We start from the raw sequence: 23,481 nt of genomic DNA, 5'->3' as shown, positions 1-23,481 counted from the left end.
CACCCTGGGCCATCTGGGTAACCTGGCCGGCGGCCGGATCAATTCCGGACAAACCGCCGGGTCAGTGCCGGAGGAGCCGTCCGATCGGGCTGTCGTCCAGGTGCTTGAGGAGATCCTCGCAGTCCTTGTAAACGGCCTCGGCACCGCCCTCCATCAGTGAGGTGGTGTCGATGCCGCCCGAGCGTACGGCCACCCGGCCGGTCATCGCCGCGCGTGCGGCGAGCATGTCCCACAGGGTGTCGCCGAGCATCACGGCGTTCTCGGGCCGCAGGCCGCCCTTCTCCAGCGCGCGGCGCACGGGCTCGGCGTCCGGCTTGGATCTGTCCACGTCGTCGGCGTGGACCAGCTCGGCGACCGCGTCCTGCGCGCCGGTGATGGCGATCAGCCGCTCGGCCTCGTCCTTGGGCGCGCTGGTGGCGACCACGACGGTGAGGCCGCGCGCGGCGACCGCCTGGATCAGCTCGCCGGCCCCGGGTAGCGGCCGCACCTCCTCCAGCCGGGGCTTGTACAGCTGGGCGTGCGTCTCGGTGATCTCCCTGGCGTCCTGGTCGGTGGCGTCGGGCAGCAGGTAGTCGATCAGGGCGCGGTCGGCGCGGCCGATCGCCCCGTGCACGTCCACCATGGGCACGTCCCGGCCGCGCCGCCGGAATCCCTCCCACCAGGCGACGACGTGCAGATAGTTCGTGTCGACCAGCGTTCCGTCGATATCGAAGACGACACCGCGTCGCATCGTTCACCGTCCCTCGTGACGCCGGGCCCCAGCCCGCCCCCGTGCCGCCGGCCGGGTGCCGGCGGCGCCGTCCCGCCGCGCCCGCTCGTGATCGACATGATCGGCGGCGGTGCGCGGCGTACGCCCGGTTCCGTACCCCGGACGGCGGTGATCCAACGAGCGCCCCGGGGAACAAGGGGGCGGACGGGCGCCAGGTGGGAGCGCCGGCCGGGCCGGATGCGCGGGGGGTCAGGCGGCCGAGCAGGAATCCTGGGTGGCGTCGATGCCCTTCACGTCATGGTCGGAGACCGGGGGCGGCTTGAGGCCCTTCCAGTCGTCGCCGACGACCAGGACGAGCCGGGCGGTCGTGGTGCCGGTCACCGCCTGGTTGCGCGACACCACCAGGTCGCCGGCCAGGGTGGGCACCCGGGTCTGGCCGGCCGTGGCGTACCTGATCGTCGTCTTGGCCTGCGGCTTGACCTTGGGGTCACCGATGCGCACCACCGTGTAGCCGCGCTGCTCCAGCGCCGCGGCCACCTGGCGGCCCAGGCCCGCGCGGTAGGTGCCGTTCTGCACCACGATCTCGATCTTGGACTTCGGCACCTTGGTGGTCTGGCGGCCGGTCTTGATGTTCGAGCCCTTGATCTTGGTATCGGTGGCCACCAGGTGGAAGAGCTGCTTGGCCTGCGGCTGCACCCACTCCACCCGGCCGGGCTGGGTCAGCGAGTAGCGCCACGGGGTGGTGACGAAGCGGATGTTGCCCGCGGCCAGGCCCTGCGCGCTGGACAGCATGTCCCGCATGACGCTCACGGTGAGCCCGCGGTCGGTGGTGACCGACTGGGTGGCGGCGTCCAGGAAGTGGAACAGCCGGGCGGGGTCGGTGAGCGTGTCGCCGCTCATCGCCTTCTTGACCATCGAGGCGATGAACATCTGCTGCCGCTGGATGCGCCCGATGTCGGATCCGTCGCCCAGGCTGTAGCGGGCCCGCACGTACCCGAGTGCCTGCTCGCCCTTGACGAGCTGGCGGCCGGCCTGCAGGTGCAGCATCGCCTTGGTGTCGTTGATCGCCTTGGGCACGCAGATCTCCACGCCGCCGAGCGCGTTCACCATGCTCTTGAAGCCGGTGAAGTCGACCTTCACGAAGTGGTCGATGCGGATGCCGGTGAGCGCCTCGATGGTCTTCCAGGTGCAGCCGATGCCGCCGAAGTTGAACGACTCGTTGATCATGCCGACGTGCGGGCGCTGGCCCATCAGGCCGTTCTTACGCGGGCAGGCGGGCAGTTGCACCAGCGAGTCGCGCGGGAAGCTGATCAGCAGCGCGTTGCCACGGTCGGGGGACATGTGTGCGAGGATGATCGTGTCGGTGCGCTCGCCGACCTCCCGGTGGCCGTACTTCACGTTGGCCCCCGCCCGGGTGTCGGAGCCCACGATCAGGATGTTCAGGGCCTTGCTCACCTTCGCCGGGCGAGCGCCGAGGTCGGTGGCGTCCACGTCGACGTGCTTGATGTTGCCGTTCAGCTTGGTGTAGGCGCCGACCAGGGTGATGCCGGCGGCCAGGGACACCCCGGTGATCGCCGCGACCAGGCACCACAGCCATGGCTTCCACAGCCGTTTCGCACCACCGGTCGCCGAGCCGGTGGACTGGTCCACGGGCTGGGTCGGGTGTACATCGACAAGCCCGCCGTTCATCGTCCCCACGCAACTGGACAGGGCTGGTGGCCCTGGGCCACGCGCCGACTACAGGCACCGGATCCACCCGCCCGGCAAGCCGTGGGCAAGTCTAGCCAGGCAGGTGACAGTTGTAGCACCTTGTCGGGGTTTTAGGTGGAATTCGCAGGAATTGGGCAGTTTTCCCCGTGGTCTATCCGCGCCCGGCGGGCACCGGGATCCGCGCCGATGGGTCGTCCCGCTGTGGTGCCGTCCCGTGGCGGGCGGCGAGGCGGCGGCCCAGCTCCTGCGCGGGCCGCTCGACGTACCGGTAGGCGAGCGCGGCCAGGGCCACCACCACGGCGAACAGCGTGGCCAGCCAGGAGAGCCGCTCCTCCAGCGTCAGCAGCGCCGGGTCCCAGGTGATCCGCCGGACCACCTGGAGCACCAGCGGATGCAGCAGGTAGATCGAGTAGCTGACCAGCCCGAGCCACGCCACCGCGCGCGGGATCGCGCGGTTGCGCAGAGCGAGTCCGGCGGCGAAGGTCAGCCACGCTCCGGCCAGAGCGGCCGACCAGCTCCACTTGAACGCGAGCTGATCGGCCTCGGACATGCCCCAGCCCGGCCCGAGCCAGACCGCCGTGGCCACCAAGAGCACCGGCACCAGCGCCAGCGCCCAGGCCCGCTTCGTCCGCTCGCCCGAGGAGTGTTCCAGGTGGCGGAGCGCCGTCCCGCCGAACATCGTCGCCATGATCGCCAGGCTCTGCCAGGCGCCCACCCTGCTGTTGGCGGCCAGCAGGACGAGCGCGAGGACGCCGAGCGCGGCGGCGCCGCACCGCCGCAGGTCACGCCCCTTCCCGAGCACGGCGGCGAAGCCGAAGGCCAGCACGACCGCGACGCCGCAGATCACCGTCGTCTCACCGAGGTTCCTGGTCAGCAGCCCCGCGGGCAGCAGGGCTCCGGCGATGGGCGCGCACACCGCGAACACCAGCGCGGCGCCGAGCCCGGTACGGCGGACGCCGGTCACGAAGAACGCGGTCACCAGCAGGTAGAACGCCATCTCGTACGACAGCGTCCAGAAGACGTTGATCACGGCCGGCACCTGGAGCAGGTCCTGCAGCATGGTGAGGTGCGCCAGCAGCGCGGTCCACGGCCGTTCGGCGGCCTGGGCCGGCAGGCGGGTGTAGACCTCCGCGACGGCGAAGACCGTGCCGGCCGCCGCCGCGAGCGCCCACAGCGGGTACAGCCGGAACAGCCGGGTGATCCAGAAGCCACGGACGCTGCCGCGCCGTTCCAGCGATATCGGCACCACATAGCCGCTGACCAGGAAGAACACCAGAACGCCGTACTGGCCGAAGTCGAACCACGGGCTGATCGCCGCGCGGACCTCCGGCAGCAGCGGGTCCAGGGAGTGTTCGAAGACGACGATCAGGGCGGCGACGCCGCGCAGCGCGTCCAGCCAGGACTGCCGGAGTGCGCGCGAGGCGCGCGGCGCGGCGGGCGGCGACGGAGGGGGCGTCGGTCGGGTCGCGACGTGCATTCGCGCCAGGCTACCCGTGAGACCGGGGTCTCTAACCAGCGGCCTCCGCGGCCGGTCAACCGGGGCTGTCGGAACGCGGGTGGCGCAGCAGGCCGGTGGTGACGTCCTCCAGGGTCACGATGCCGGTCACCGTGCCGTCGTCCCCGGTGATCGCGGCGAGCTGCGCCCGCCGGCGGCGCATGATCGCCAGCACCTCGGCCATCGTCGTCCGCTCGCCGACGTGCGGCAACTCCCGGGTGGGCAGCGGCCGGTCCGGCGCGTGGCCGTTCAGCGCGTCCAGCACGTGCAGGTAGCCGCCGAGCCGCCCGGGCGCGGCGCCGCTCACCGGGAAGCGCGAGTGGCCGTACCGCCCGGCGTACCGCTGCAGCTCGGCGGCGCGGGTGGTGGCCGGCACGCTGACGACCTGGCCGATCGGGATCATCACCGACGACACCGGGCGCGCGTAGAGGCCCAGCGCGGCGATCATGCGGTCGTGCTCGTCCCGGTCGAGCAGCCGGTGCCGGAGCGACTCCTGGATGAGCGCCGGCATCTCGTCGGAGGTGAAGACCGTCTGGATCTCCTCGGCCTGCGGGATGCGCAGCGCCCGCAGCACGCCGGCCGTGAGGGCGTTGACCGCGACCAGCAGCGGGCGGGTGGCGCGGGCGACGACCCGCAGGACGGGCACCAGCCACAGCGCGGCCTGGTCGGGGCCCGCCAGGGCGAGGTTCTTCGGCACCATCTCGCCGATGATCACGTGCGCGGAGACCACGATGAGCAGGGCGAGCGCGAACGCCGTCGGATGGACCAGCCCTTCGGGCAGGCCGAGGGCGGCGAACAGCGGCTCCAGCGCGTGGGCCAGGACGGGCTCGCCGACGGCGCCGAGCGCGAGCGTGGCGAGGGTGACGCCGAGCTGCGCGGCGGTGAGCATCAGCGGGACGGCGTCCATGGCGGCCAGCACCGCCCGCGCCCGGCGGGACCCCTCACGGGCGGCCGGCTCGATCTGGGTGCGGCGCGCGGCGATCAGCGCGAACTCCGCGCCGACGAAGAACCCGTTGGCGCCGATCAGCAGGACGATGACCAGGGCGTCCAGCGGGGTCATCGGTCCTCGCCTTCCTCGGGGGCGGTCAGTGTGATCTGCTCGACCCGGCGGCGGCGCACCGTGTCGGCCCTGAGCGTCCAGCCCGAGACCTCCGCGAGATCGCCGGGGTCGGGTATGCGGCCGAGGCGGCTGATCAGCAGCCCGGCGAGCGTCTCGTACGGCCCCTCGGGCATCTGGAAGCCGGTGCGCTCCTCGACCTCGTGCGCCCGCAGCAGCGCGGGCACGGCCACCGAGGAGCCGGGGGCGAGCAGGGCGCCCTCGGGCTCGGCCGAGACCTCCTCGGGCAGGTCGTACTCGTCGGCGATGTCGCCGATCAGCTCCTCGGCCAGGTCCTCCACGGTGACCACGCCCGCGAAGCCGCCGTACTCGTCGACCACGACCGCCATCTCGCGCCCGGCCGTGAACAGGCGTTCCTGGACGGTCTCCAGGTCGAGCGACTCGGGGACCAGCAGGGGAGGCCGCATGATGGCCGCCACGCGGGTGCCCGCCCGGTCGTCCTCGGCGACGGCGAAGGCGTCCACCACCGAGGCCACGCCGACGATGTCGTCCAGGGCGTCGCCGGACACCGGCAGCCGCAGGTGGCGTTCGCGCCGGGCCAGGGTCAGGAACTCGGTGACGCTGCCGGCCGCGGCCACGGTCACGCAGTCGGGGCGCGGGGTCATCGCCTCGCCGGCGGTCCGGTCGCCGAAGCTCAGCGCCCGGCGCAGCATGGCCGCGGTGGTCGCGGGCATCGCGCCCGCCTCGGCGGACAGGCTGGTGAGCAGGCTCAGCTCGTCGGGGGACCGGGCCGAGGCCAGCTCGTCCTGCGGCTCGGCGCCGAGCGCCCGCACCAGGGCGTTCGCCGTCGCGTTGCACACCTTGATCAGCGGGGCGAAGACCACGGAGAACACGCGCTGCGGCGGCACGGAGACCCGGGAGATCGCCAGCGGCCGGGACAGGGCGGCGTTCTTCGGCACCAGCTCGCCGAGCACCATCTGGCCCACGGTCGCGATGAGCAGGCCGAGCACCGCGGCGATGCTCTGCCCGACCGGCGCGGGCAGGGCGGGAATGGTGTCGAACAGCAGGCGCAGCAGGTCGATGACGGCGGGTTCGGCGAGCACGCCCAGCAGGAGTGAGGTGATCGTGATGCCGAGCTGGGCGCCGGAGAGCTGGAAGGACAGCCTGCCCACGGCGGCCAGGACGCCCTGGGCCCCGCGGTCGCCGGCGGCGGCGAGCCGCTGCAGCTCGCCCCGCTCCACGGTGACCAGGGAGAACTCCGCCGCGACGAAGACACCGTTCGCGATGACCAGGGCCAGCGCGCCCAGCAGGAAGATCAGATCGACGATCACGTGTCGCCCTCCCGTGCAGCCCGCTCCTCCAGTAGATCAGGCTGCACGCCGTGTCCGGTCTTGGCGGGAACCGTACCGGCACGACGGGGCGCTGGGAATCCCGGACCACCCCCGGCCGGGGAACCGGGGGCGGCTTCCCGGGATGATCAGCCGGCGAAGTGGATGACGCGCTCGGGCCGGACGCGGACGGTGATCCGCTCCTCGCCGGGAGTGCGGCCGGGGTAGGAGTCCACGCCGAGGTACTTCTTGGCCAGCTTGTCGATCAGCTCGTCGGAGCCCTCCAGCTCGAACTCGGCCGTTCCCGAGATGCTGACCCGGCGGTAGGGGTTGTCCGGGTCCAGCACGCTGATCGACAGACGCGGATCGGCGCGCAGGTAGCGCTCCTTGGCCCGGCCGACCGCGGTGTTGAACAGGACGTCACCGGCGTCGTCGACGTCGATCCAGACCACGGTGCTGTGCAGTGATCCGTCGGGGCGGTGCGTGGTCACCCAGCCGGGGATGGGACGGCGCAGCAGCGCGATGGCGTCCTCGTTCAGCCTGGTCACGGTGTCTCCTCACGATCTGCGGGTCCTTGCCTCGACACTCGGCAACGCCCGCCCGCGACTGATCATTCCGCCGCCGGGCGGGCCGTACACCGATCGGAGGAGGGCGCTCGGCGCAGGAAGGCGATCACGCTCTAGGCAGGGCGGCGCGGTGACCGGATACTACGCGCAGCGGCATCGGCGGTCGCGGCGTGGCGGTCCGGGCTCCCCCGTCCGGGCCCGTGCGGTGCGGCAGCCCGCCACCGAGCCCGGCGGCCGATGACCAGATGGGCAGGTACCAGGGAAGGAGCCCCGAATTCGGCAGGCGAACCGTTCGAGGAGGCAGTGGTGGCCGGCAAGAAGCTCACCGAGGCGCGGTGGACGCACGTCGCGCTGCCGAGCAGCGACCTGGACGCGGCGATCGAGTTCTACACCACCATGACACCACTTGTGGTGGTGTCGAGGCACGAGGACAAGGACGGCCGCAACGTCTGGCTCTCCAACGACAGGCAGGTGGAGACGCCGTTCGTGCTCGTCCTCGTCGAGTTCGCCAGGGACCGGGGACGCAGGCAGCCGCAGCTCGCGCCGTTCGCCCACCTCGGCATGGAGGTGCCGAACCGCGAGGACGTCGACGAGGTCGCCCGCCGGGCGCGGGAGATGGGGTGCCTGCACTGGGAGCCCATGCAGTTGCCACCGCCCGTCGGCTACGTCTGCGCGCTGACCGACCCCGATGGCAACGTCGTCGAGATCTCGCACGATCAGAAGGTCTTCGAGGAGGTCCGCAGGCTCTGGGCCGAGTGACGGCGTCCCCCCGTCCGTCATCGTCGCCACCACCATCGGCACGCGGCCGCCCGGGGACGGCCGCGGCCTCTCCCGCCGTGCCGGTGTCCCGGGGAGCCGGGACCTGCGCGATGGGACGCCACACCCGGACCGGACGTCCGTCCGGTTCGCGGACGCACGTCGCCGCCCGTCACCAGGGCCGGCCTCGCGCAGGAAGAGGGTGACATGCGCGTCTCGTGTGCTTCACCGCGTGCGCGGGGTCCGACCAGGTAGGGCGCGTTCCGGCAGGTCTGACACCGCACCCGAGGGGCTGTCACGCCCACCTCAGTCGGCAAGATCCGGAAATCTCCCCATAAGAGGTGATCGATACTGTGGTTCCGCCTACCACCGCGATCGCGGATGTACTGCAACTCCGGGGGCAGACGGGCTGGCTCAGCCCGCCGCTGCGCCCCGTTCACCGTACGCAAGGACTGATGGGCAAGCCCCGCACCGTCCGGCTCGCCCCTGGACCGGGTGAGCACGGCCTCCAGCCCCTGCGCGCGGTGCTGGACGAATGCCTCGACGGCCGCGTGATCGTCGTGGCCGGCGCGCAGGCGGCGGCCGGGGCGGTGTGGGACGAGATCCTCACCCGCGCCGCGCTCGCCCGCGGGGTGCGCGGCCTGCTCGTGGAGGGCGGGGTGCGGGACGTCAACGCCCACCGCGACCTCGGCCTGCCCGTGTGGGCCCTGTACGAGGCGACGGCCGGCCCCGGGCCGGACGTTCACGTCGCCGCCGTCGGCGGCCCCGTCGAGATCGGCGGCGTGACGGTGGACGAGAGCAGCACCATCGTCATGGACGCCGCGGGCGTGGTCGCCCTCGACTCCACCGACGTCTTCCCCGATTGCTACATGTACGCCGACGCCGAGGAGAACGTCGTCGCCGCGCTGCGCGAGGGAGCGACGCTGGCCGAGGCGAACCGCTACCGGGAGGACATGGTCGCCAAACTGCGGCGGTCCGTGTGAGCGCTCTCGCGGCGCGCGGCCCGCCGTCCGCACGCGCGGCCTGGTGGCGCGTGGCGGCGCCCGCGGGTTCTCCCGCCCCGCGGGCGCCGGGACGTCGGCCCTGGTGAGGGGCGTCAGTCCTTGAAGGCGTCCTTGACGTTCTTGGCGGCGTCCTTCACCCGCTCGCCGGCCTGCTTCAGCCGGCCCTTGGCCTCGTCGGCCTCGCCTTCGGCCCGCAGGTCCTCATCGTCGGTCGCCTCGCCCACACCCTGCTTGACCTTGCCCTTGAGCTGCTCGGCCTTGTTGGAGAACTTGTCGTCCACACCCATGATCGGCCCCCTTCGCTGAATGGGTCTGTCCGTAGTGCACCTGTCCGATGCGAGGGCCGGTAAACACGGCCTCCGGCCAACCGGTCGCCCAAGTCCTCCCCTGAGCTGGGCAAAGCCCGTGGACGCCCCGCAGACCCTCGCCATCTTCCACAAACACCGACATACTCGATCAAGCGCGGGCAACAGCGACGGTACGCATCCGATGACGAGGAAGCAGGATGATGGCCTCTCCCCGGCGTTCGATCGTGTTGGTGTCCACCGCGTCGGCGGTGGCCGTCGTCCTCGCGGCGCTCGCCGTGCTCTTCGGCGCTCTGTGGTTCGGCGGCGGCTGGCCGCCGCAGCAGATCCCGGGACTGCCCGCGCCCGGCCTGCTCACCACCGCCGGCCTGCCCATCGTGCGGGTGCTGCACGACGTGTGCGCGGTGGCCACGGTCGGCACCCTGCTCGCCGCCGCGGCCCTCGGCGGCGGCGCGGACGCCCGCCGCGAGATCACCAGGGCCGCCGGGCCGTGGGCGCTCGCCTGGGCGGCGACCGCGGCGTGCACCCAGATCCTCACCATGTCGGACCTGATCGGCCTGCCGGTCGGGGAGGCCATCGAGTCCGGCTTCCTGCCGACCTACAGCATGGAGGTGCCGCAGGGGCAGGCGTTCCTGCTGGTGACGGTGCTGACCGTGGTCGTGGCGATCGGGACGTCGCTGCGCGTCGGCACCCTCGGCCGGGTCGTGCTGCTGGCCATCGCGGTCTTCGCGGTGCTGCCGCCCGCCTACGTCGGCCACTCCGCCTCCGCCGCCGACCACAACATCGCGATCTCCAGCCTGATGGCGCACATCGCCGGAGTGACACTGTGGGTGGGCGGCCTGTTCGCGCTGGTGGCCCACCTGCGCCGCTACGACGCCGCGTCCGCCGCGGTCGCGGTGCGGCGCTTCAGCGCGGTCGCGCTGTGCTGCTTCGCCATCGTCGGGGCCTCCGGGCTGGTCAACGCGTGGATCCGGCTCGGCGGGGTGGCCGAGGTGTGGCAGACGCGGTACGGGCTGCTGGTGCTGGCCAAGCTGGCGGCGCTCTGCGTGCTGGGATGGTTCGGCTGGAGGCACCGCCGCGCCACCATCGCCACGCTGGACGGCGCCGCGGCCGGCGACGGGCGGCCGGGCTCGGGGCCGTTCCTGCGGCTCGCCGCCGCCGAGGCCGCGGTGATGGCCTGCGCGATCGCGCTGGCGGTCGGCCTGTCGCGCACCCCGCCGCCGCGCGCGGAGGCCTCGCACGACCAGCACGAGCTCCTCGGCTACGTGCTGCCGCCGTTCGCCCCGGGCCGGCTGCTCACCGAGTTCCGGCCGGACCCGATCCTGATCATGGCCGTGATCCTGATCGCCGCCGGCTATCTGGTCGGCGTGTGGCGGCTCGCCCGCCGTGGCGAGGCGTGGCCGGTGGGCCAGGTCGCGACGGCGGTCGCGGGCGTCCTCGTCGTGCTGTACGCCGTCGCCGGCGGGCTGGCCGCGTACGCGCCGGCGCTCTTCTCGGCGCACGCCCTGCAGTACGCGCTCGTCGGCACCGCAGGACCCGCGCTGTTCGCCCTGGGAGCGCCGCTGGTGCCGCTGCGCGAGGCCGCGCCGTCGGCCGCCCGCGCCGCCGAAGGGCGCCACGCCACGGCGCTGACCCACCCGGCCGCCGCGACGGCGGTGTACGGCGTGCCGTACCTGCTGCTCTACGTCACCGGCCTGTTCGACTGGGCGCAGTCGAGCCTGGCCGTGCGACTGGCCGTCCTGGCGACGCTGGCCGTCACCGGCACGTGGTTCTTCCACGTCGCGCTGGGGCTCGACCCGCTGCCCCGGGTCATCGGCCCGGCTCTGCGCACCGGCATGCTCGGCGCGGCGGTGGCGGTGCAGGTCTGGGTGGCACTGGTCTTCCTCGCCGGTCCGCGCCAGGGCCAGGAGTGGTACGCCGCCCTGGCCCTCCCGTGGGCGCCCGAGCTCGGCGCCGACCAGCGGACCGGGGCCCTGATCGGCCCGGGAACGTCGGCCGCCGTCCTCCTCGCGCTGATCGCCTTGTTGGCCCTGCGCCGGCGCGGCGCCCGCCGGCGCGCCGCCTCCGCGACGGCGGTGGCCGAGCCCGCCGAGACCCGCGGCTGACCCACCGCGGCCCCGTCCATCCCCGGCTCTTCGCGCCGGGCCGCAGGGAACCGCGGGAGCCGTCTGCCTAGAGTGACGTCATGACCCCCGCTCCCGTTGACGGCTCGCTCGCCCGGCGTCTCGGCACCACCGACGCCGTCGTCATCGGTCTCGGCTCCATGATCGGCGCGGGGGTGTTCGCCGCGTTCGCCCCCGCCGCGGCGGCGGCCGGCTCCGGCCTGCTGCTCGCGCTCGCGGTCGCGGCCCTGGTCGCGTACTGCAACGCCACCTCCTCGGCGCGGCTCGCCGCCCGCTATCCCGCCTCCGGCGGCACCTACGTGTACGGGCGCGAGCGCCTGGGCGACTTCTGGGGGTATCTCGCCGGCTGGGGCTTCGTGGTGGGCAAGACGGCGAGCTGCGCCGCGATGGCGCTCACCGTGGGCGCCTACGCCTGGCCGGGGCGCGAGCATCTCGTCGCGGTGGCCGCCGTGGCGGTGGTCACGGTGGTCGACTACATGGGAGTGCACAAGGCCGCGTGGGCGACCCGGCTGATCGTGACGGCCGTCCTGGTCGTGCTGGCCGTGGCCGTGGCCGTCTGCCTCGCGGGCGGCCGGGCCGGTCTGGCGCCGCCGTCGCCGGCCACCGGGATGACCGCCGGCGGGGTGCTCCAGGCGGCCGGGCTGCTCTTCTTCGCCTTCGCCGGATACGCCCGCATCGCCACGCTCGGCGAGGAGGTGCGCGACCCGGCCAGGACGATTCCGCGCGCCATTCCGATCGCCCTGGGGTTCACCCTGGTGGTCTACGCCGCCGTGGCCGTCGCGGTGCCGGCCGCGCTCGGCCCGGAGCGGCTCGCCCGCTCGGCCGCGCCGGTGGCGGACGCCGTCCGCGCGGCCGGAGCCGGAGGCCTGGTCCCCCTGATCACGGCCGGGGCGGCGATCGCCGCCCTCGGTTCGCTGCTGGCGCTGGTCCTCGGCGTCTCGCGCACCGTGCTGGCCATGGCCAGGGACGGCCATCTGCCGCGCCCCCTGGGCGCCGTCCACCCGCGCTTCCAGGTGCCGCACCGCGCGGCGCTCGCCGTGGGCATCGTGGTGGCCGTCGTCGCCGGGACGGTGGACCTGCGTGGCGCCATCGGCTTCTCGTCGTTCGGCGTGCTGGTCTACTACGCCATCGCCAACGCCTCGGCGCTGACGCTGACCCGCGGGGAAGGGCGCCCGCCGAGGGCCGTCCCCGTGATCGGGCTGGCCGGATGTCTGCTGCTGGCCTTCAGCCTCCCTCTGCCCGCGACGCTCGCCGGATGCGCGGTGCTCGCCGCGGGTGCCCTCGCCTGGGCCGTGCGGAGGCCGTGGCGAGGGCGGTGACGGTCTAGAAGAGCCAGTCGAGCAGGCCGCCGTTGTTGCGCTCCGGAGTGGGCGCGGGAGGCGGGGGCGCCTGCGTGGACGGCGGGGGCGGGGGCGGGGCCGAGGAGCTCGGCGGGTCGGACGGCTCGTCGTCCTGAACCCGCGGGTTCTCCGGCTGCTGCTGCGGGGTGTCGCTGGATCTCGGCGTGGGCGGCGCCGAGGAGTGGCGGGTGCGGGTGGGCGACGGCCGGGTGCTCGGCTCCTCGCTCGTCTGGGGACGGGAGGCCACGGTGGGCGTCGTGCTCGGCGAGGCGCTGGGGGTAGGCGACCCGGTCAGGGTCTCCTCCGGCGTGGCGGCCGGACCGGTGGCCTCGCCGCTGGGGTCGGCGGCCGGGCTCTCGACGGTCTCGGGGAGCTTCTCCCCGGCGGGTGAGCAGTTGGCGGGTGCGGCGCACGCCGCTTCGGGCTTGGAGCCGACCGAGGACGAGACGATCCAGCCGCCGGCGACCGCCAGCACGACGATGGCGACCATGGCGAGGATGAGGCCCTTGTTCTTGCTGCGCTTCTCCTCCTCGGCGTCGTCCTCGCCGGTCCAGCCGGAGCCGAGGAATCCGCGGCGCTCCTCGCCCTCGGGGTCGTGCTCGCCGTCGGGGGCCCAGCCCTCCTCGTCCGGTCGCGCGTACCCCTCGGGGCGCTCGTAGTCGTCGGCGGGGTAACCCTCGCCGTAGTGCTCGGGGCCGTCGGGGTCGTACCCCTCCTGCAGGGCGGTCGCGTCGGGCGAACGTCCCGGCTCGAACTCCGAATGCTCGGGGTGCTCGGCGCGCGGGTGGTCGTCGCCGTGGGCGGGCTCGTGCCCGGCCGCCCAGCCGTCGGACAGCAGATCGCCGCGTGGGGACTCCGGCTCGCCGGTCCAGTCGATGTCGAAGGGACCGGTCTGCTTCAGAGGATCCTCGTCGGGGGATCTCGGGTTGCCGTCGCGGTCCATCGCGAACCTTTCTCCATGAATAAACCTGGCCGCGAAACTTCTTAGCAGCTTCGACAGTGGCTTGTCTGGAAACTTCACAGTTAGTCCGAGAATCGCAACCTTCTCATGAGTCACACAGGTCACACAATTCACGGCTTCCGGTCGTTCATGGCGCTCCGCACGGCAGGACCGCGACGCCGCGCCGGACGGTTGGGACGGGCTTCCGCGGGCACCATCAGGGCCCGGGTGCCAGTGCGCGGCCACTCGTCGTATTTTGGTGATAGGAAGATGACGGTGCGTACGAAAGCGCAGGTGGCGGGCAGGGTCGAACGTCCCGCGCCAGAGACGTCGTAAGACCCTGCCGGGTCGCTCGCCCGTGGCCGAGTCTGGAAATCAGATTCCCGGACAGGGAGGTGCCCCATGCGATCCTTGGCCAGGTGGACGTTGCGGTGTGCTCGGCGATATCGGTTCGACCGCAATCCGTTGCGGCGCCGCTCCGACCGCGTCGAGGGCGTGGCCGTGCTGATCACGTTGCTGGCACTGCTGCTCTGTCTGTGGCCGGCCGCCCTGGCCGCCGGCGCGGTCTACCAACGCGGGGCGACCGCCGAACGTGAGGAGCCGGCCCAGCGCAGGCAGGTCACCGCCGTCCTGATCGAGGACGCCACGAGCACGAGCACGGTCTCCTCGCAGGGCGCCATCCTCGGCACCAAGGCCAAGGTCCGCTGGTACGGCCCGGACCGGCGGGAGCACACACAGGTCATGGCCGTCCCCGCGCAGTCCAAGGCAGGGTCGACGCTGGAGCTGTGGATCGACTCCGCCGACCATCCCGTGGCCGCGCCGCGCACCCACGCGCAGACGCTGGCCGACACGATCGTCGCGGGGTTCGGCGTCATGGCCGCGGCCGGAGGCGTCCTGTTCCTGAACCTGACGCTCGTGCGATGGCTGCTCGACCGCCGCCGGTACGCCGAATGGGACGCCGAATGGGCCGGTGTCCACCAACGGTGGCGCCGCCCGCGCCAGCCCTGAGAGGGGAGACCCATGAGCGGACATGTCGTCGCCGCCGTCGACGGCTCGCCCCCCTCGATGGACGCCGTGCGCTTCGCCGCCGACGACGCGGCGCGGCGCGGGGAGGGGCTGCGCATCGTCAACGTCATCGACCCGTGGGTGTTCGACCAGCCGTTGACCACCCCACCCGGCTTCCAGGAATCGTTGTGCGAGAGCTCGCAGGCCGTCCTGGACGAGGCGGCGAAGGCCGCCCGCGAGCGGGTGCCGGGGCTGTCCGTCGAGACCGCCACCCTGACCGGCACCGTCCGCGAGCGATTGCTGGGCGCGGCGAAGGACGCGGCCGTCCTGGTAGTCGGGAGCCGGGGGCTCGGCGGGTTCCTCGGGCTGATCCTGGGATCGGTGTCGATGGGCGTCGCCGGGCGCACGGCCTGCCCGGCCATCGTGGTCCGGCACCTCATGACCGCCCCGCGCCAGGAGATCGCCGTCGGTCACGACATGTCGCCCGAGTCCGAGGCCGCCCTGGAGTACGCCTTCGAGGAGGCGGCCCGCAGGCAGGCCGCGCTCCGGGCGATCTGCGCCTGGCAGGTGGAGACCCACATGCCGGTGTTCGCCGCCTACACCACCGACCTGGAGAAGATGTTCGAGCTCGGCCGGCGGGCCGCCCAGGAGCAGCTCGCGCCCTGGCGGGAGAAGTTCCCGCAGGTGCCGGTGCACGAGGCCGTGGTGCGCGAGCACCCGGTGGAGGCACTGAGCCGGGCGTCCTCGGCGGTGGACCTGCTCGTCGTGGGATCGCACGGCAGAGGCGGCTTCCGCTCGGCCATGCTCGGCTCGGTCGGCCACGGCGTGCTCCACCACGCGCACTGCCCGGTCGCCGTCGTGCCGTCACGGCCCCTCGACCGGCCGGAAGGCGGGCGAGCATGAGGCAGAGCCTCCGTCTCGGTCACGTGGCCGGCATCCCCGTCGGCGCCCACTGGTCCACCCTGGTGATCGCGGTGCTGATCGGCGCGGTGCTCGCCGTGTCGGTGCTGCCCCAGGAGGCCCCGGGTGAGGAGGCGGTGCGCTACTGGCTGGTCGCCGCGGCCGCCGCCATCGTGTTCCTCGCCTCCCTGCTGGCCCACGAGCTGGCGCACGCCCTCGTGGCCCGCCGCAGGGGGATCGCCGTCCGGTCGATCACCCTGTGGCTGCTGGGCGGCATCACCGAGTTCGCGGGGGAGGAGGCGAGGACCCCGAAGGACGAGTTCCGGGTGTCGGTGGCCGGTCCGCTGGCCAGCCTGCTGGCCTCCGGCGTCTTCTTCCTCGTGGCGCTGCCCCTGCGCGGGCCCGCCGTGCTCGTCTCTGCGGTGTGGTGGCTGGCGCTGATGAACGCCGTGCTCGCCGTGTTCAACATGCTGCCCGGCGCTCCGCTGGACGGCGGGCGGGTGCTGCACGCGTTCCTGTGGCACCGGCACCGCGACCGCGCGCGGGCCGACCGCTCGGTGGCCAAGGCCGGTCAGGCCCTCGGCATGACGCTGATCGCCATCGGCGGTCTGGAGCTGATCCTGCTGGGCTGGACCGGCGGGCTCTGGCTGATGCTGGTGGGCTGGTTCCTGGCCGGCGCCGCCCGCAGCGAGGGCCTGGTCCGCATCGCGCACCGGGGGTTCCAGGGCTGGCGGGTGCGCGACGTCATGACCGCCTCGCCGGAGGTCGCCCCCGGATGGCAGGACGTCGAGGAGTTCGTCGAGAACGTGGCGCTGCGCTCCCGCCAGTCGGTCTTCCCGGTGGTCGACTTCTCCGGCCGGGCGACCGGCGTCCTCACCATGCAGGCCCTGGCCGCGGTGCCGGCGGAGGTGCGCCACGGCCGCCGCGTCGCGTCGGTCAGCGCGAGCCTTCCCGCCGACCACGTGCTCACCCCCGACGAGGACGCCGAGCACATCATGCGGCTCGGCACCTTCACCGGCGACCTGGTGGCCGTGGTCGCCGAGGACGGCCGGGTCGTCGGCATGGTCACCACCGCCGACCTGGCCCGCTCCCTGCAGCAGGCGATCTTGCGCACCGGCGTTCCCCGGCATCCGCACAACGGGCAGCGCCCGCTCCAGGGCTGAGCGCCGCGCGCCATCCCGGAACGCGGCGGGCCGGTCACCGCAGGGCGGCCCCCAGCCGGGCGAGGGCGTCGGCGAACCGCGACCCGGGGGCCGCCGCCGCGACCTCGGCGGCGTCGGCGGCGGTGTCCACGTCGGTCAGCACCGGCAGGTGGGCGACGCTCAGCCCGGCCGACCTCAGCCGCGCGAGCTGCGCCGTCCCGGTGTCGGGCCGCGACATCGGCACCCCGGTCAGCAGGGACGGCCGCGGGTCGCGCAGCCCGAGCAGCCAGAACCCGCCGTCGGCGGCCGGGCCGAACACCGCGTCCCAGGTGCCGAGCAGGGTCAGCGCCGAGGACAGCGCCTGCGCGGTGACCTGCGGGGTGTCCATGCCGATCAGCACGACCGGCGCGGCCGACAGCCGCCCGGCGTCCTCGAACGCCGCGGCCAGCCGCTCGTCCAGGCCTCGCCCGCGCTGGGCGACCACGGTGAACCCGGCGGGCAGCCATGGTCCCGGCGTCCCGTCGAGCGCCAGCACCCTGGTCACCCCGGGGACGCGCGCCACCGCGCCGAGGGTGTCCGCCAGGGCCGCGGCGGCCAGGGCCGCCGCCTCGTGCGGGGTGAACGGCGGGGTCAGCCGGGTCTTGACCCGGCCGGGCGCGGGCTCCTTGGCGATGACCACGACGCTGCCCCGGCTGCCGAGGTGGACCCGCCCGGTCACCGTGCCGCTCTCCGTCATCGGGCCGTGCCCTCGTCCCGGTCCGATGACGGGGGCCCGCTGCTCGTGGCCGGGGTCACCGGGACCGGCCCCGTAAGGGCGAGGGTGCCGCGGGGGAGGAGATCAGGTCGATGTCCATGGCAGGGACGGTACGGGCCGAAAAGCCTGGCAACTCTTACGAGGTGATGACGGCCGCGCGGGGCGATGGCCCCGCGCGGCCCGTCCCACGGTGGGCCCGGGTCAGCTGTCGCGGCAGCGCAGCAGGAGCATGGCCGCGTCGTCGTGCAGGGGCGCGTCGACGTGCGCGACCAGGTCGAGCCGCAGGGCCTCCAGCGCCGCCTCCGGGTCGTCGTCCTTGAGCAGGAACGCGCGCTCGGCGAGCGGGTAGAACCGCCCGGCCCGGTCGCGGGCCTCGATCACCCCGTCGGTGTACAGCAGGATCTGGTCTCCGGGGGTGAACGCCACCTCGTGCGGGTCGGGCCCTTCGACCTGCAGGACGGCCAGGCCCAGCGGCGGCGCGGTGTCGTCCGGCTCGGCCAGGATGATCTCGCCGTTGGCCCGCAGGATCAGCGGCGGCGGATGGCCGTAGTTCAGCAGCGTGAGCCGCCCGGCGGGGTCGGCGTCGACGAGGATGGCCGTGACGAACTCCTCGCCGGACAGCCGCCGGTTGAGGGCCTTCTCCAGGCGGCCGCTCACGCCGCGCAGGTCGGGCTCGTCATGGGCGGCCTCGCGGAACGCGCCGAGCACCAGCGCCGCGGTCTCGACCGCCTCCAGGCCCTTGCCCTGCACATCGCCCACGATGGCCCGCACCCCGCCCGGCCCGGTGACGACCTCGTACAGGTCGCCGCCGATGCGCGCCTCGGCGTTGGCCGAGGTGTAGGAGACGGCCGCGCGCAGGTGGCCGGCCCGCCGCGGGACCGGGCGCAGCAGCACGCGCTGGGCCACCTCGGCGACCGAGCGGACGGTGTCGAGCTCACGCTCGCGACGCTGCCGTCCCACCGTGGCCAGGATGCTCGCCGCGGTGACGCCGGTGATGGAGACCAGGCTCATGGTGCTCTGCCGGTCGCCGAGGACGCCGGAGTACAGGGCGAGGAGCAGCGACATGACCAGTGCCACGACGCCGATCAGCACGGTGCGCCGGATGCCGCCCGTCAGGCTGGCGAACGCGGGGCCGACCGCGAGCAGGGACAGGTAGCCGAGATCGGGCCCGGACAGCAGGTCGACCGCGGCGACGATGCCGAGGGAGGCGAAGGGCAACGCCCCCATGAGCCGCTGGGTCCTGGCGTTGACCGCGCTCATAGGCGACGCTCCGCTGCCGTGACGGATCGTCCTCGATGCGGGTCTCTCGTCACAGGGCGCCTCCGTGGAACAGGCCTGACTCGGTGCGCGCCGACCAGGCTTCCCGGTGGTCCTCCGCGGCCACTGTAACAAGGCGGGGAATCGGGCGACAGGGCCCCCGCCTTACGCGATGGCCACAGACGTGAACGGCCCTGACACCGGCGGGCCCGAGGGGGGACGGGGGTGTGCGCCGGGAAATCGGCCGGGGGCCGATCTTCGCGCGCATCCCGGTCACCGAAGAACCTCGGCGGGCCGCCGAGAGGGATAACCTGAACCATTTTCCGTTAATGCCTGCTTGCACCTCGACGACCTCGCAACCGCGGCGACGAACTGGACGCCCTCCGGCGTCGGAAAGCCGGACCGAGCCTGCCCGAGCGGGATTCGAACCGGGAGGTCTCTGAAGGGCTCATGAACCGAACCTTACTCGTGGATCGGCCAACCGGGACCGATTCGATATACGACCTTGTCGTTCCCGGGCGAGTTCGCCATGCGGAAAGGCCGGCCGCTCGCCGGCGGAAAACCAGGAGGAGCCGGATATGTTTACTGAAATGCCTTTATCGGATTTGTCAGAAAGTCCGGGTTTCGCGCACCCGTGCCCGAGGGCTCAGCGGTCGCGGGCGGCCGGGTGCTTCACCTGGAGCTCGGCCAGCAGCGTGGTGGTCGCGGCCGTGATCGACTCCACGGCACGCTCGAACGCCTCGGTGTTGCGCGCGGACGGGGCGCGGAACCCCGAGATCTTGCGTACGTACTGCAGCGCGGCGGCCCGGACGTCCTCGTCGGTGACGTCGCTGGTGTAGGGCTCACGAAGGGTCTTGATGCTCCGGCACATGCAGAGACGGTACGTCATGCGCCGTGACCATGCTCAGGCCCTCCGCCCGGCCAGGGGGGACCCCAGGAGCGCCAGGATGACCTGCCCCATGGACGCCACCGCTTTCGTTAAGTCCCGGTCAACCGGCGTTATTCGCCGAAAGGCGCGGGGGATGGGCAGGACATCCCGACGCACGGAGGTCGTCATGCCGCAGAAGGCCACTGCCGCTCCGAAGGACGCCAAGCGTGAGCGGGCGAACGCCGGCCGCGGGGCGAAGCGGAAGCAGGAGCCCGAGCCGCGGAGCGCGCACGAGGAGGCCCGGCGCGGGCGGCCCCGGCGTCCGGGAGTGGAACTGCCACTGCTCGGCCGGGTGGAGGTGCCCCCGCCCGACCGCGTCGCGTTCTACGTGGCGCTGAGCCTGCTGGCCGCGTTCGAGGTCATCGAGTGGCCGCTCGCGCTGGTGATCGGGGCGGGCCATTTTCTCGCCGCGCAGGATTTCTCCAAGGCGCTCCGGGGCGTGGGTCAGGCCGCCGAGACGGTCTGACGGTTCCGGCGCGGCCAGAACCGCCCCCAAAGCCTGCGTCATACTCGGCCGCCTGACGATCATTCGTCCTCTGGCGTGCGATGGTGAACGCGGCATTTCCGGCTGCCGGCTGTCAACGTCCGGCAACGGCAAAAATTGATATTTCACGCGCACTGCCAGAGGGCAAAAATGGCAACAAGTCTCGCCAAGGGAGGACCTGGGGCTCCGGCGGGGCGGGTTGTGGTCCGTTCGGCTCGGGTACATGATTCTCGCCCGCCGAAATAGGACAAAAGGAGTCATATCAATGACTTTTCGACCTTTGGAACAGCGGGGAATTCCGCTGGACCAGCAACTGCGCAACTGGCGGGAACTGAACGTCCCCCAGCTCGATCCCGACCACTCCGATCCCTACGCCCGCTGCCGGGTCATCACGATGAACGGCATCGAGACCGAGGCGATCTTCTTCGGCCACCAGTTCGCACGGCACTGTCCCGATCTGGAGGTGCGCCGGCAGCTCGCCGAGGTGCGCTACATCGAACAACAGCAGCAGAAGGCCGTGAACTGGCTGCTCCCGGGCCTGGCCTCGGTGCTGGAGACCACGATCGCCTACGAGCAGGTCGCGGTGGACCTCACCGCCTGGGTCGCCCGCATGGAACCCGACCCGTACCTCAAGCAGGGGTTCGAGTTCGGCATGCTGGAGGACTTCGACCACCTCTACCGGTACGCCAACCTGTACGAGCTGATCGAGCACCGCAAGGCCGAGAAGATCGTGGACGCGCTGACCGAGGTCATGCCCGGCCGGCCCACGCCGATGCATCACCGGCATCCGATCGACAACGTCCGCGACCACTACGACAAGGACGTGGCCAGTCCGCTCTCCAAGCTGCACACGCTGACGATCATGGCCGCCGAGCAGCAGACCATGAACTTCTACATGAACGTCGGCCCGGAGTACATGGAGCCGATCGCCCGCCAGCTCTACCAGGAGATCGGGCTGATCGAGGAGGAGCACGTCACCCACTACGAGTCGATGCTCGACCCGAACGAGACGTGGTGGGAACAGCTCGTCAACCACGAGTACAACGAGTGCTACCTGTACTACTCGTTCATGGAGACCGAGACCGACGACCGGCTCAGGGCGATCTGGGAGCTCCACCTGAACATGGAGCTGGAGCACCTGCGCATCGCCTGTGAGCTGATGCGCCGCCACCAGGGCCGCGACCCCGCCGAGATCGTGGCGGCCGAGTTCCCGGCGCCGGTGACCTTCGAGCCGAACAAGGCCTACATCCGCGAGGTGCTGGCCGACCAGGTCGACCTCACCACCCTCGGCACCGGCTATGTGCGCGATGCGCACGAGCGGTTCGTGCGGTTCCAGGAGCGGCTCATGGGCGGCGAGCCGGCGCCGAGCGACCAGGTGCTGGAGGAGACCAGGGCGAAGTTCGGCCAGGACTACCGGATGGAGACCGAGGGCCCGAGTCCGGTGCCGAGCCTGCGCCGCCCCTCAGAGCGCTGACCGCGGCGCCGGCCCTCCAAATCGGCGGCCGGACGGCCGGCCGGTGACCACGTCACCGGCCGGCCGCAGACGTGCCGGGATCAGCGGAGGTGTCCCCTCGCCGTACCGGTGCGCCGCCCGCGCGTCATGGTCACGTCCCCTTCTTGCCCAACGCCTGGCGGACCACGTCGCGGACGCGGTCCATCATCGCCGTCGGGGTGCCGATGAGCAGGTTCTTCGTGGCCGACTCCACTCCCGCGTGCGGGTGCGTCGGGGCGAGTGCCTCGGCGGCCTTGACCCCGAACGCCATCGTCCGGCGCTCGGTCTCGCTGGTCACTCGGACGAGCTGGGCGAACTCGTACCGCTCCTCGGCGCGCGCGTGCTCCTCCACCGCGATGCGCAGTTTCTGCAGGTGGGAGGGGAAGGACGGGTCGTCGGTCCCGCGCTCTTCCATCAGCTCCAGAAGTTGCTTGGCCTCGTTCTCCTCGCGCAGCCGCTCGTCCACGATCTCGTCGCCGCCGTCGAGCGCGCGCCGGGCGTACGGGTGGACGATCTCCTCCTCGGCGGTCTCGTGGACGGCCAGCATCCGCACGAGGTCGCGGAACGACTCGGCGCGGGCCTCTCCGGTGGACTGCTCCACCTCGTCGAACATGTCCCTGATGGTGGCGTGCTGGCGGAGCAGCAGCCCCACCACGTCGCTCTCGTCCATCAGCTCCGGCATGGTCCTGCTCTTGGCCATTGCGGCTCCCCCGTGTTCTCGCCGTGCTGGCGCGATCGACTGGTTCGGGCAATGAACACCTTCCCCACCGGCAGCAGTCGGACGGACATATGGCTACAAGCCACAGCAAAGACCCTGATGATCCCGGCAAAGCCCTGAACCGGTGGGTGGTACCGGCGTGCCGGGTCCCCGGCCGAGACCGTGAGGTGGTCCGGCTGGGCGGCGCCGGTGGTGGTCTGAAACGTTCAGCGTCGTCAGCGCGTCCCGGTCCTGGCCGTGCTGGGCGATGACGTGCAAATATGCCGATATATCATCACTGACACACCATCTGACCAGCAGCGAAGTGCCGCGTCGCCTTTGACGGACCGCTTCCGCGCGCGGATGCTCGTGCCCGGACGGACCCAGCGAGAGTCCGGCTCGTGGTGTCCGAGTACCTGCCCACAGTCCTCGGAGGAAGCCGATGAGACGCCGCCTCTCCCGACCCGCCGTCGCCGCGCCGCCATGGAGCGGTACGGGACCGGGCGCCCGCCGCCTCAGGTTCTGGCCGGCCGCGGTGGTCGCCGCCGTCGTCGCCCTGGCCGGAGCCCTGCTCGTCCCGACCGCCCAGGCCGCCATCGCCTGCCGGATCACCTACACCGTCGCCAGTCAGTGGGACGGCGGCTTCGGCGCGAATGTTAGCGTTAACAACCTGGGTGACCCGGTCAACGGATGGCGGCTGACCTGGTCGTTCCCCGCCGGTCAGACCGTCACCCAGCTCTGGAACGGCAGCTTCACCCAGTCCGGCTCGCAGGTCACCGTCACCAACGCCGACTACAACGGCACCCTGGCGAGCGGTGCGAGCGCCTCGTTCGGCTTCAACGGCGCCTGGACCGGGTCCAACCCGGTCCCCACCTCCTTCGCCCTCAACGGGGTCACCTGCAGCGGGTCGGCCAACCCCTCGCCGTCGCCGAGCCCGAGCGGGCCGAACCCGAGCCCCAGCCCGAGCCCCAGTCCTTCGCCGAGTCCGAGTCCGCAGCCCCAGACGGGCCTGGTCGGCTGGGCCACCCAGGGCGGCGGCACCACCGGCGGCGGCAACGCCTCGCCCACCACGGTGAACAGCCTCTCGGCACTGACCAGCGCGCTCTCCTCCGGAAGCGCCGCCGTGATCCGGGTATCCGGCACGATCAACTGCTCGGGCATGCTGAAGGTCACCTCGAACAAGAGCGTGATCGGCAACTCCGGGGCCGCCATCGTCGGCTGCGGGCTCAACGTGACCAACGCCTCGAACGTCATCATCCGGAACCTGACCTTCCGGAACTGGGACGACGACGCGATCAACGTGCAGTACTCGACCCGGGTGTGGATCGACCACAACTCCCTGTCGAACGGCTACGACGGCGCGATCGACGTCAAGCGGGCCAGCGACTACGTCACCGTCTCCTGGAACCGCGTCTCCAGCCACGACAAGACGATGCTGCTCGGCCACAGCGACGACAACGGCGCCGAGGACCGCGGGCACCTGCGGGTG

At 72.4% G+C, this 23,481-nt stretch carries 22 protein-coding genes; 10 read left to right on the top strand and 12 right to left on the bottom strand.

All coding sequences use genetic code 11. The features are described 5' to 3' along the window. Positions 1–61: 61 nt before the first annotated feature. The 6 genes from IEY93_RS23805 to IEY93_RS23780 all read right to left on the bottom strand — a co-directional run bounded on the left by IEY93_RS23805 (position 62) and on the right by IEY93_RS23780 (position 6,847). Positions 62–730, bottom strand: coding sequence for an HAD family hydrolase (locus tag IEY93_RS23805; protein WP_189165337.1), 669 nt, complete (start codon positions 728–730; stop codon positions 62–64). Between the two features lie 228 nt (positions 731–958). Next, a complete protein-coding gene (locus tag IEY93_RS23800; RefSeq protein ID WP_189165336.1) occupies positions 959–2,398 on the bottom strand; it encodes an LCP family protein in 1,440 nt (479 codons plus the stop codon). Positions 2,399–2,570: 172 nt separating this feature from the next. Further along, on the bottom strand, positions 2,571–3,896 hold the full coding sequence (locus IEY93_RS23795; RefSeq protein ID WP_189165335.1) for an acyltransferase family protein: 1,326 nt from the start codon (positions 3,894–3,896) through the stop codon (positions 2,571–2,573). A 55-nt stretch (positions 3,897–3,951) separates the two neighbouring features. Further along, a complete protein-coding gene (locus IEY93_RS23790; RefSeq protein ID WP_189165334.1) occupies positions 3,952–4,974 on the bottom strand; it encodes a hemolysin family protein in 1,023 nt (340 codons plus the stop codon). Beyond that, complete coding sequence (locus IEY93_RS23785; RefSeq protein WP_189165333.1) at positions 4,971–6,302, bottom strand: hemolysin family protein; 1,332 nt, start codon at positions 6,300–6,302, stop codon at positions 4,971–4,973. The genes IEY93_RS23790 and IEY93_RS23785 overlap by 4 nt, the downstream gene beginning before the upstream one ends. A gap of 146 nt (positions 6,303–6,448) precedes the next feature. Continuing rightward, positions 6,449–6,847, bottom strand: coding sequence for a PPOX class F420-dependent oxidoreductase (locus IEY93_RS23780; protein WP_189165332.1), 399 nt, complete (start codon positions 6,845–6,847; stop codon positions 6,449–6,451). Positions 6,848–7,171: 324 nt separating this feature from the next. Here IEY93_RS23780 and IEY93_RS23775 point away from each other — a divergent pair, with 324 nt between their 5' ends. Beyond that, positions 7,172–7,624: a VOC family protein gene (locus tag IEY93_RS23775; RefSeq protein ID WP_203968527.1), complete on the top strand. Its 453-nt coding sequence runs from the start codon at positions 7,172–7,174 to the stop codon at positions 7,622–7,624. Positions 7,625–7,962: 338 nt separating this feature from the next. Further along, entirely contained in the window at positions 7,963–8,604 is a 642-nt protein-coding gene (locus IEY93_RS23770; RefSeq protein WP_307837588.1) for an RraA family protein, read from the top strand. Positions 8,605–8,717: 113 nt separating this feature from the next. Here the strand turns inward: IEY93_RS23770 and IEY93_RS23765 are convergent, their stop codons facing one another. After that, positions 8,718–8,912, bottom strand: coding sequence for a CsbD family protein (locus IEY93_RS23765; RefSeq protein ID WP_189165329.1), 195 nt, complete (start codon positions 8,910–8,912; stop codon positions 8,718–8,720). Positions 8,913–9,163: 251 nt separating this feature from the next. On the opposite strand from IEY93_RS23765, the gene IEY93_RS23760 reads away from it, so the two are divergent. Both IEY93_RS23760 and IEY93_RS23755 read left to right on the top strand, forming a co-directional pair. Then, positions 9,164–11,035 (top strand): bifunctional copper resistance protein CopD/cytochrome c oxidase assembly protein, encoded by a 1,872-nt coding sequence (locus tag IEY93_RS23760; protein WP_189165328.1) that lies wholly within the window; start codon positions 9,164–9,166, stop codon positions 11,033–11,035. An 80-nt stretch (positions 11,036–11,115) separates the two neighbouring features. After that, positions 11,116–12,372 (top strand): APC family permease, encoded by a 1,257-nt coding sequence (locus IEY93_RS23755; protein WP_189165327.1) that lies wholly within the window; start codon positions 11,116–11,118, stop codon positions 12,370–12,372. Between the two features lie 4 nt (positions 12,373–12,376). Here the strand turns inward: IEY93_RS23755 and IEY93_RS23750 are convergent, their stop codons facing one another. Next, on the bottom strand, positions 12,377–13,336 hold the full coding sequence (locus IEY93_RS23750) for a hypothetical protein (RefSeq protein ID WP_189165326.1): 960 nt from the start codon (positions 13,334–13,336) through the stop codon (positions 12,377–12,379). 399 nt (positions 13,337–13,735) lie between these two features. Here IEY93_RS23750 and IEY93_RS23745 point away from each other — a divergent pair, with 399 nt between their 5' ends. The 3 genes from IEY93_RS23745 to IEY93_RS23735 are packed head-to-tail and all read left to right on the top strand — an operon-like array spanning position 13,736 to position 16,401. After that, positions 13,736–14,341, top strand: a complete 606-nt coding sequence (locus IEY93_RS23745; RefSeq protein WP_189165325.1) for an Rv1733c family protein — start codon at positions 13,736–13,738, stop codon at positions 14,339–14,341. A 12-nt stretch (positions 14,342–14,353) separates the two neighbouring features. Then, positions 14,354–15,241, top strand: coding sequence for a universal stress protein (locus IEY93_RS23740; protein WP_189165324.1), 888 nt, complete (start codon positions 14,354–14,356; stop codon positions 15,239–15,241). Next, a complete protein-coding gene (locus IEY93_RS23735; protein WP_189165323.1) occupies positions 15,238–16,401 on the top strand; it encodes a site-2 protease family protein in 1,164 nt (387 codons plus the stop codon). Before IEY93_RS23740 ends, IEY93_RS23735 begins: the two co-directional genes overlap by 4 nt. Before the next feature lie 34 nt (positions 16,402–16,435). Here the strand turns inward: IEY93_RS23735 and IEY93_RS23730 are convergent, their stop codons facing one another. The 3 genes from IEY93_RS23730 to IEY93_RS23720 form a co-directional block, all read right to left on the bottom strand. After that, positions 16,436–17,116, bottom strand: coding sequence for a TIGR04282 family arsenosugar biosynthesis glycosyltransferase (locus IEY93_RS23730; RefSeq protein ID WP_189165322.1), 681 nt, complete (start codon positions 17,114–17,116; stop codon positions 16,436–16,438). Between the two features lie 219 nt (positions 17,117–17,335). After that, positions 17,336–18,394 carry a PP2C family protein-serine/threonine phosphatase gene (locus IEY93_RS23725; RefSeq protein ID WP_189165321.1) on the bottom strand — a complete coding sequence of 353 codons (1,059 nt, stop codon included), beginning with the start codon at positions 18,392–18,394 and terminating at the stop codon, positions 17,336–17,338. Between the two features lie 643 nt (positions 18,395–19,037). Further along, positions 19,038–19,280 carry a DUF2277 domain-containing protein gene (locus IEY93_RS23720; RefSeq protein WP_229691406.1) on the bottom strand — a complete coding sequence of 81 codons (243 nt, stop codon included), beginning with the start codon at positions 19,278–19,280 and terminating at the stop codon, positions 19,038–19,040. Positions 19,281–19,446: 166 nt separating this feature from the next. On the opposite strand from IEY93_RS23720, the gene IEY93_RS38550 reads away from it, so the two are divergent. Both IEY93_RS38550 and IEY93_RS23710 read left to right on the top strand, forming a co-directional pair. Further along, positions 19,447–19,785, top strand: a complete 339-nt coding sequence (locus IEY93_RS38550) for a hypothetical protein (RefSeq protein ID WP_203968526.1) — start codon at positions 19,447–19,449, stop codon at positions 19,783–19,785. A gap of 283 nt (positions 19,786–20,068) precedes the next feature. Continuing rightward, positions 20,069–21,277 carry a Sec1 family protein gene (locus IEY93_RS23710; RefSeq protein ID WP_189165320.1) on the top strand — a complete coding sequence of 403 codons (1,209 nt, stop codon included), beginning with the start codon at positions 20,069–20,071 and terminating at the stop codon, positions 21,275–21,277. A gap of 130 nt (positions 21,278–21,407) precedes the next feature. Here the strand turns inward: IEY93_RS23710 and IEY93_RS23705 are convergent, their stop codons facing one another. Beyond that, positions 21,408–21,995, bottom strand: coding sequence for a hemerythrin domain-containing protein (locus IEY93_RS23705; protein ID WP_189165319.1), 588 nt, complete (start codon positions 21,993–21,995; stop codon positions 21,408–21,410). A gap of 439 nt (positions 21,996–22,434) precedes the next feature. Here IEY93_RS23705 and IEY93_RS23700 point away from each other — a divergent pair. Continuing rightward, positions 22,435–23,481 (top strand): cellulose binding domain-containing protein (locus IEY93_RS23700; protein WP_189165318.1); only part of this gene is annotated, 1,047 nt, incomplete at its 3' end.

It is taken from the genome of Sphaerisporangium melleum (assembly GCF_014646695.1).
GTDB classification, from domain to species: Bacteria; Actinomycetota; Actinomycetes; order Streptosporangiales; family Streptosporangiaceae; genus Sphaerisporangium; species Sphaerisporangium melleum.
The sequence above is the reverse complement of the archived record's forward strand: the minus strand, read 5'-3'. Positions and strand labels throughout refer to the sequence as shown.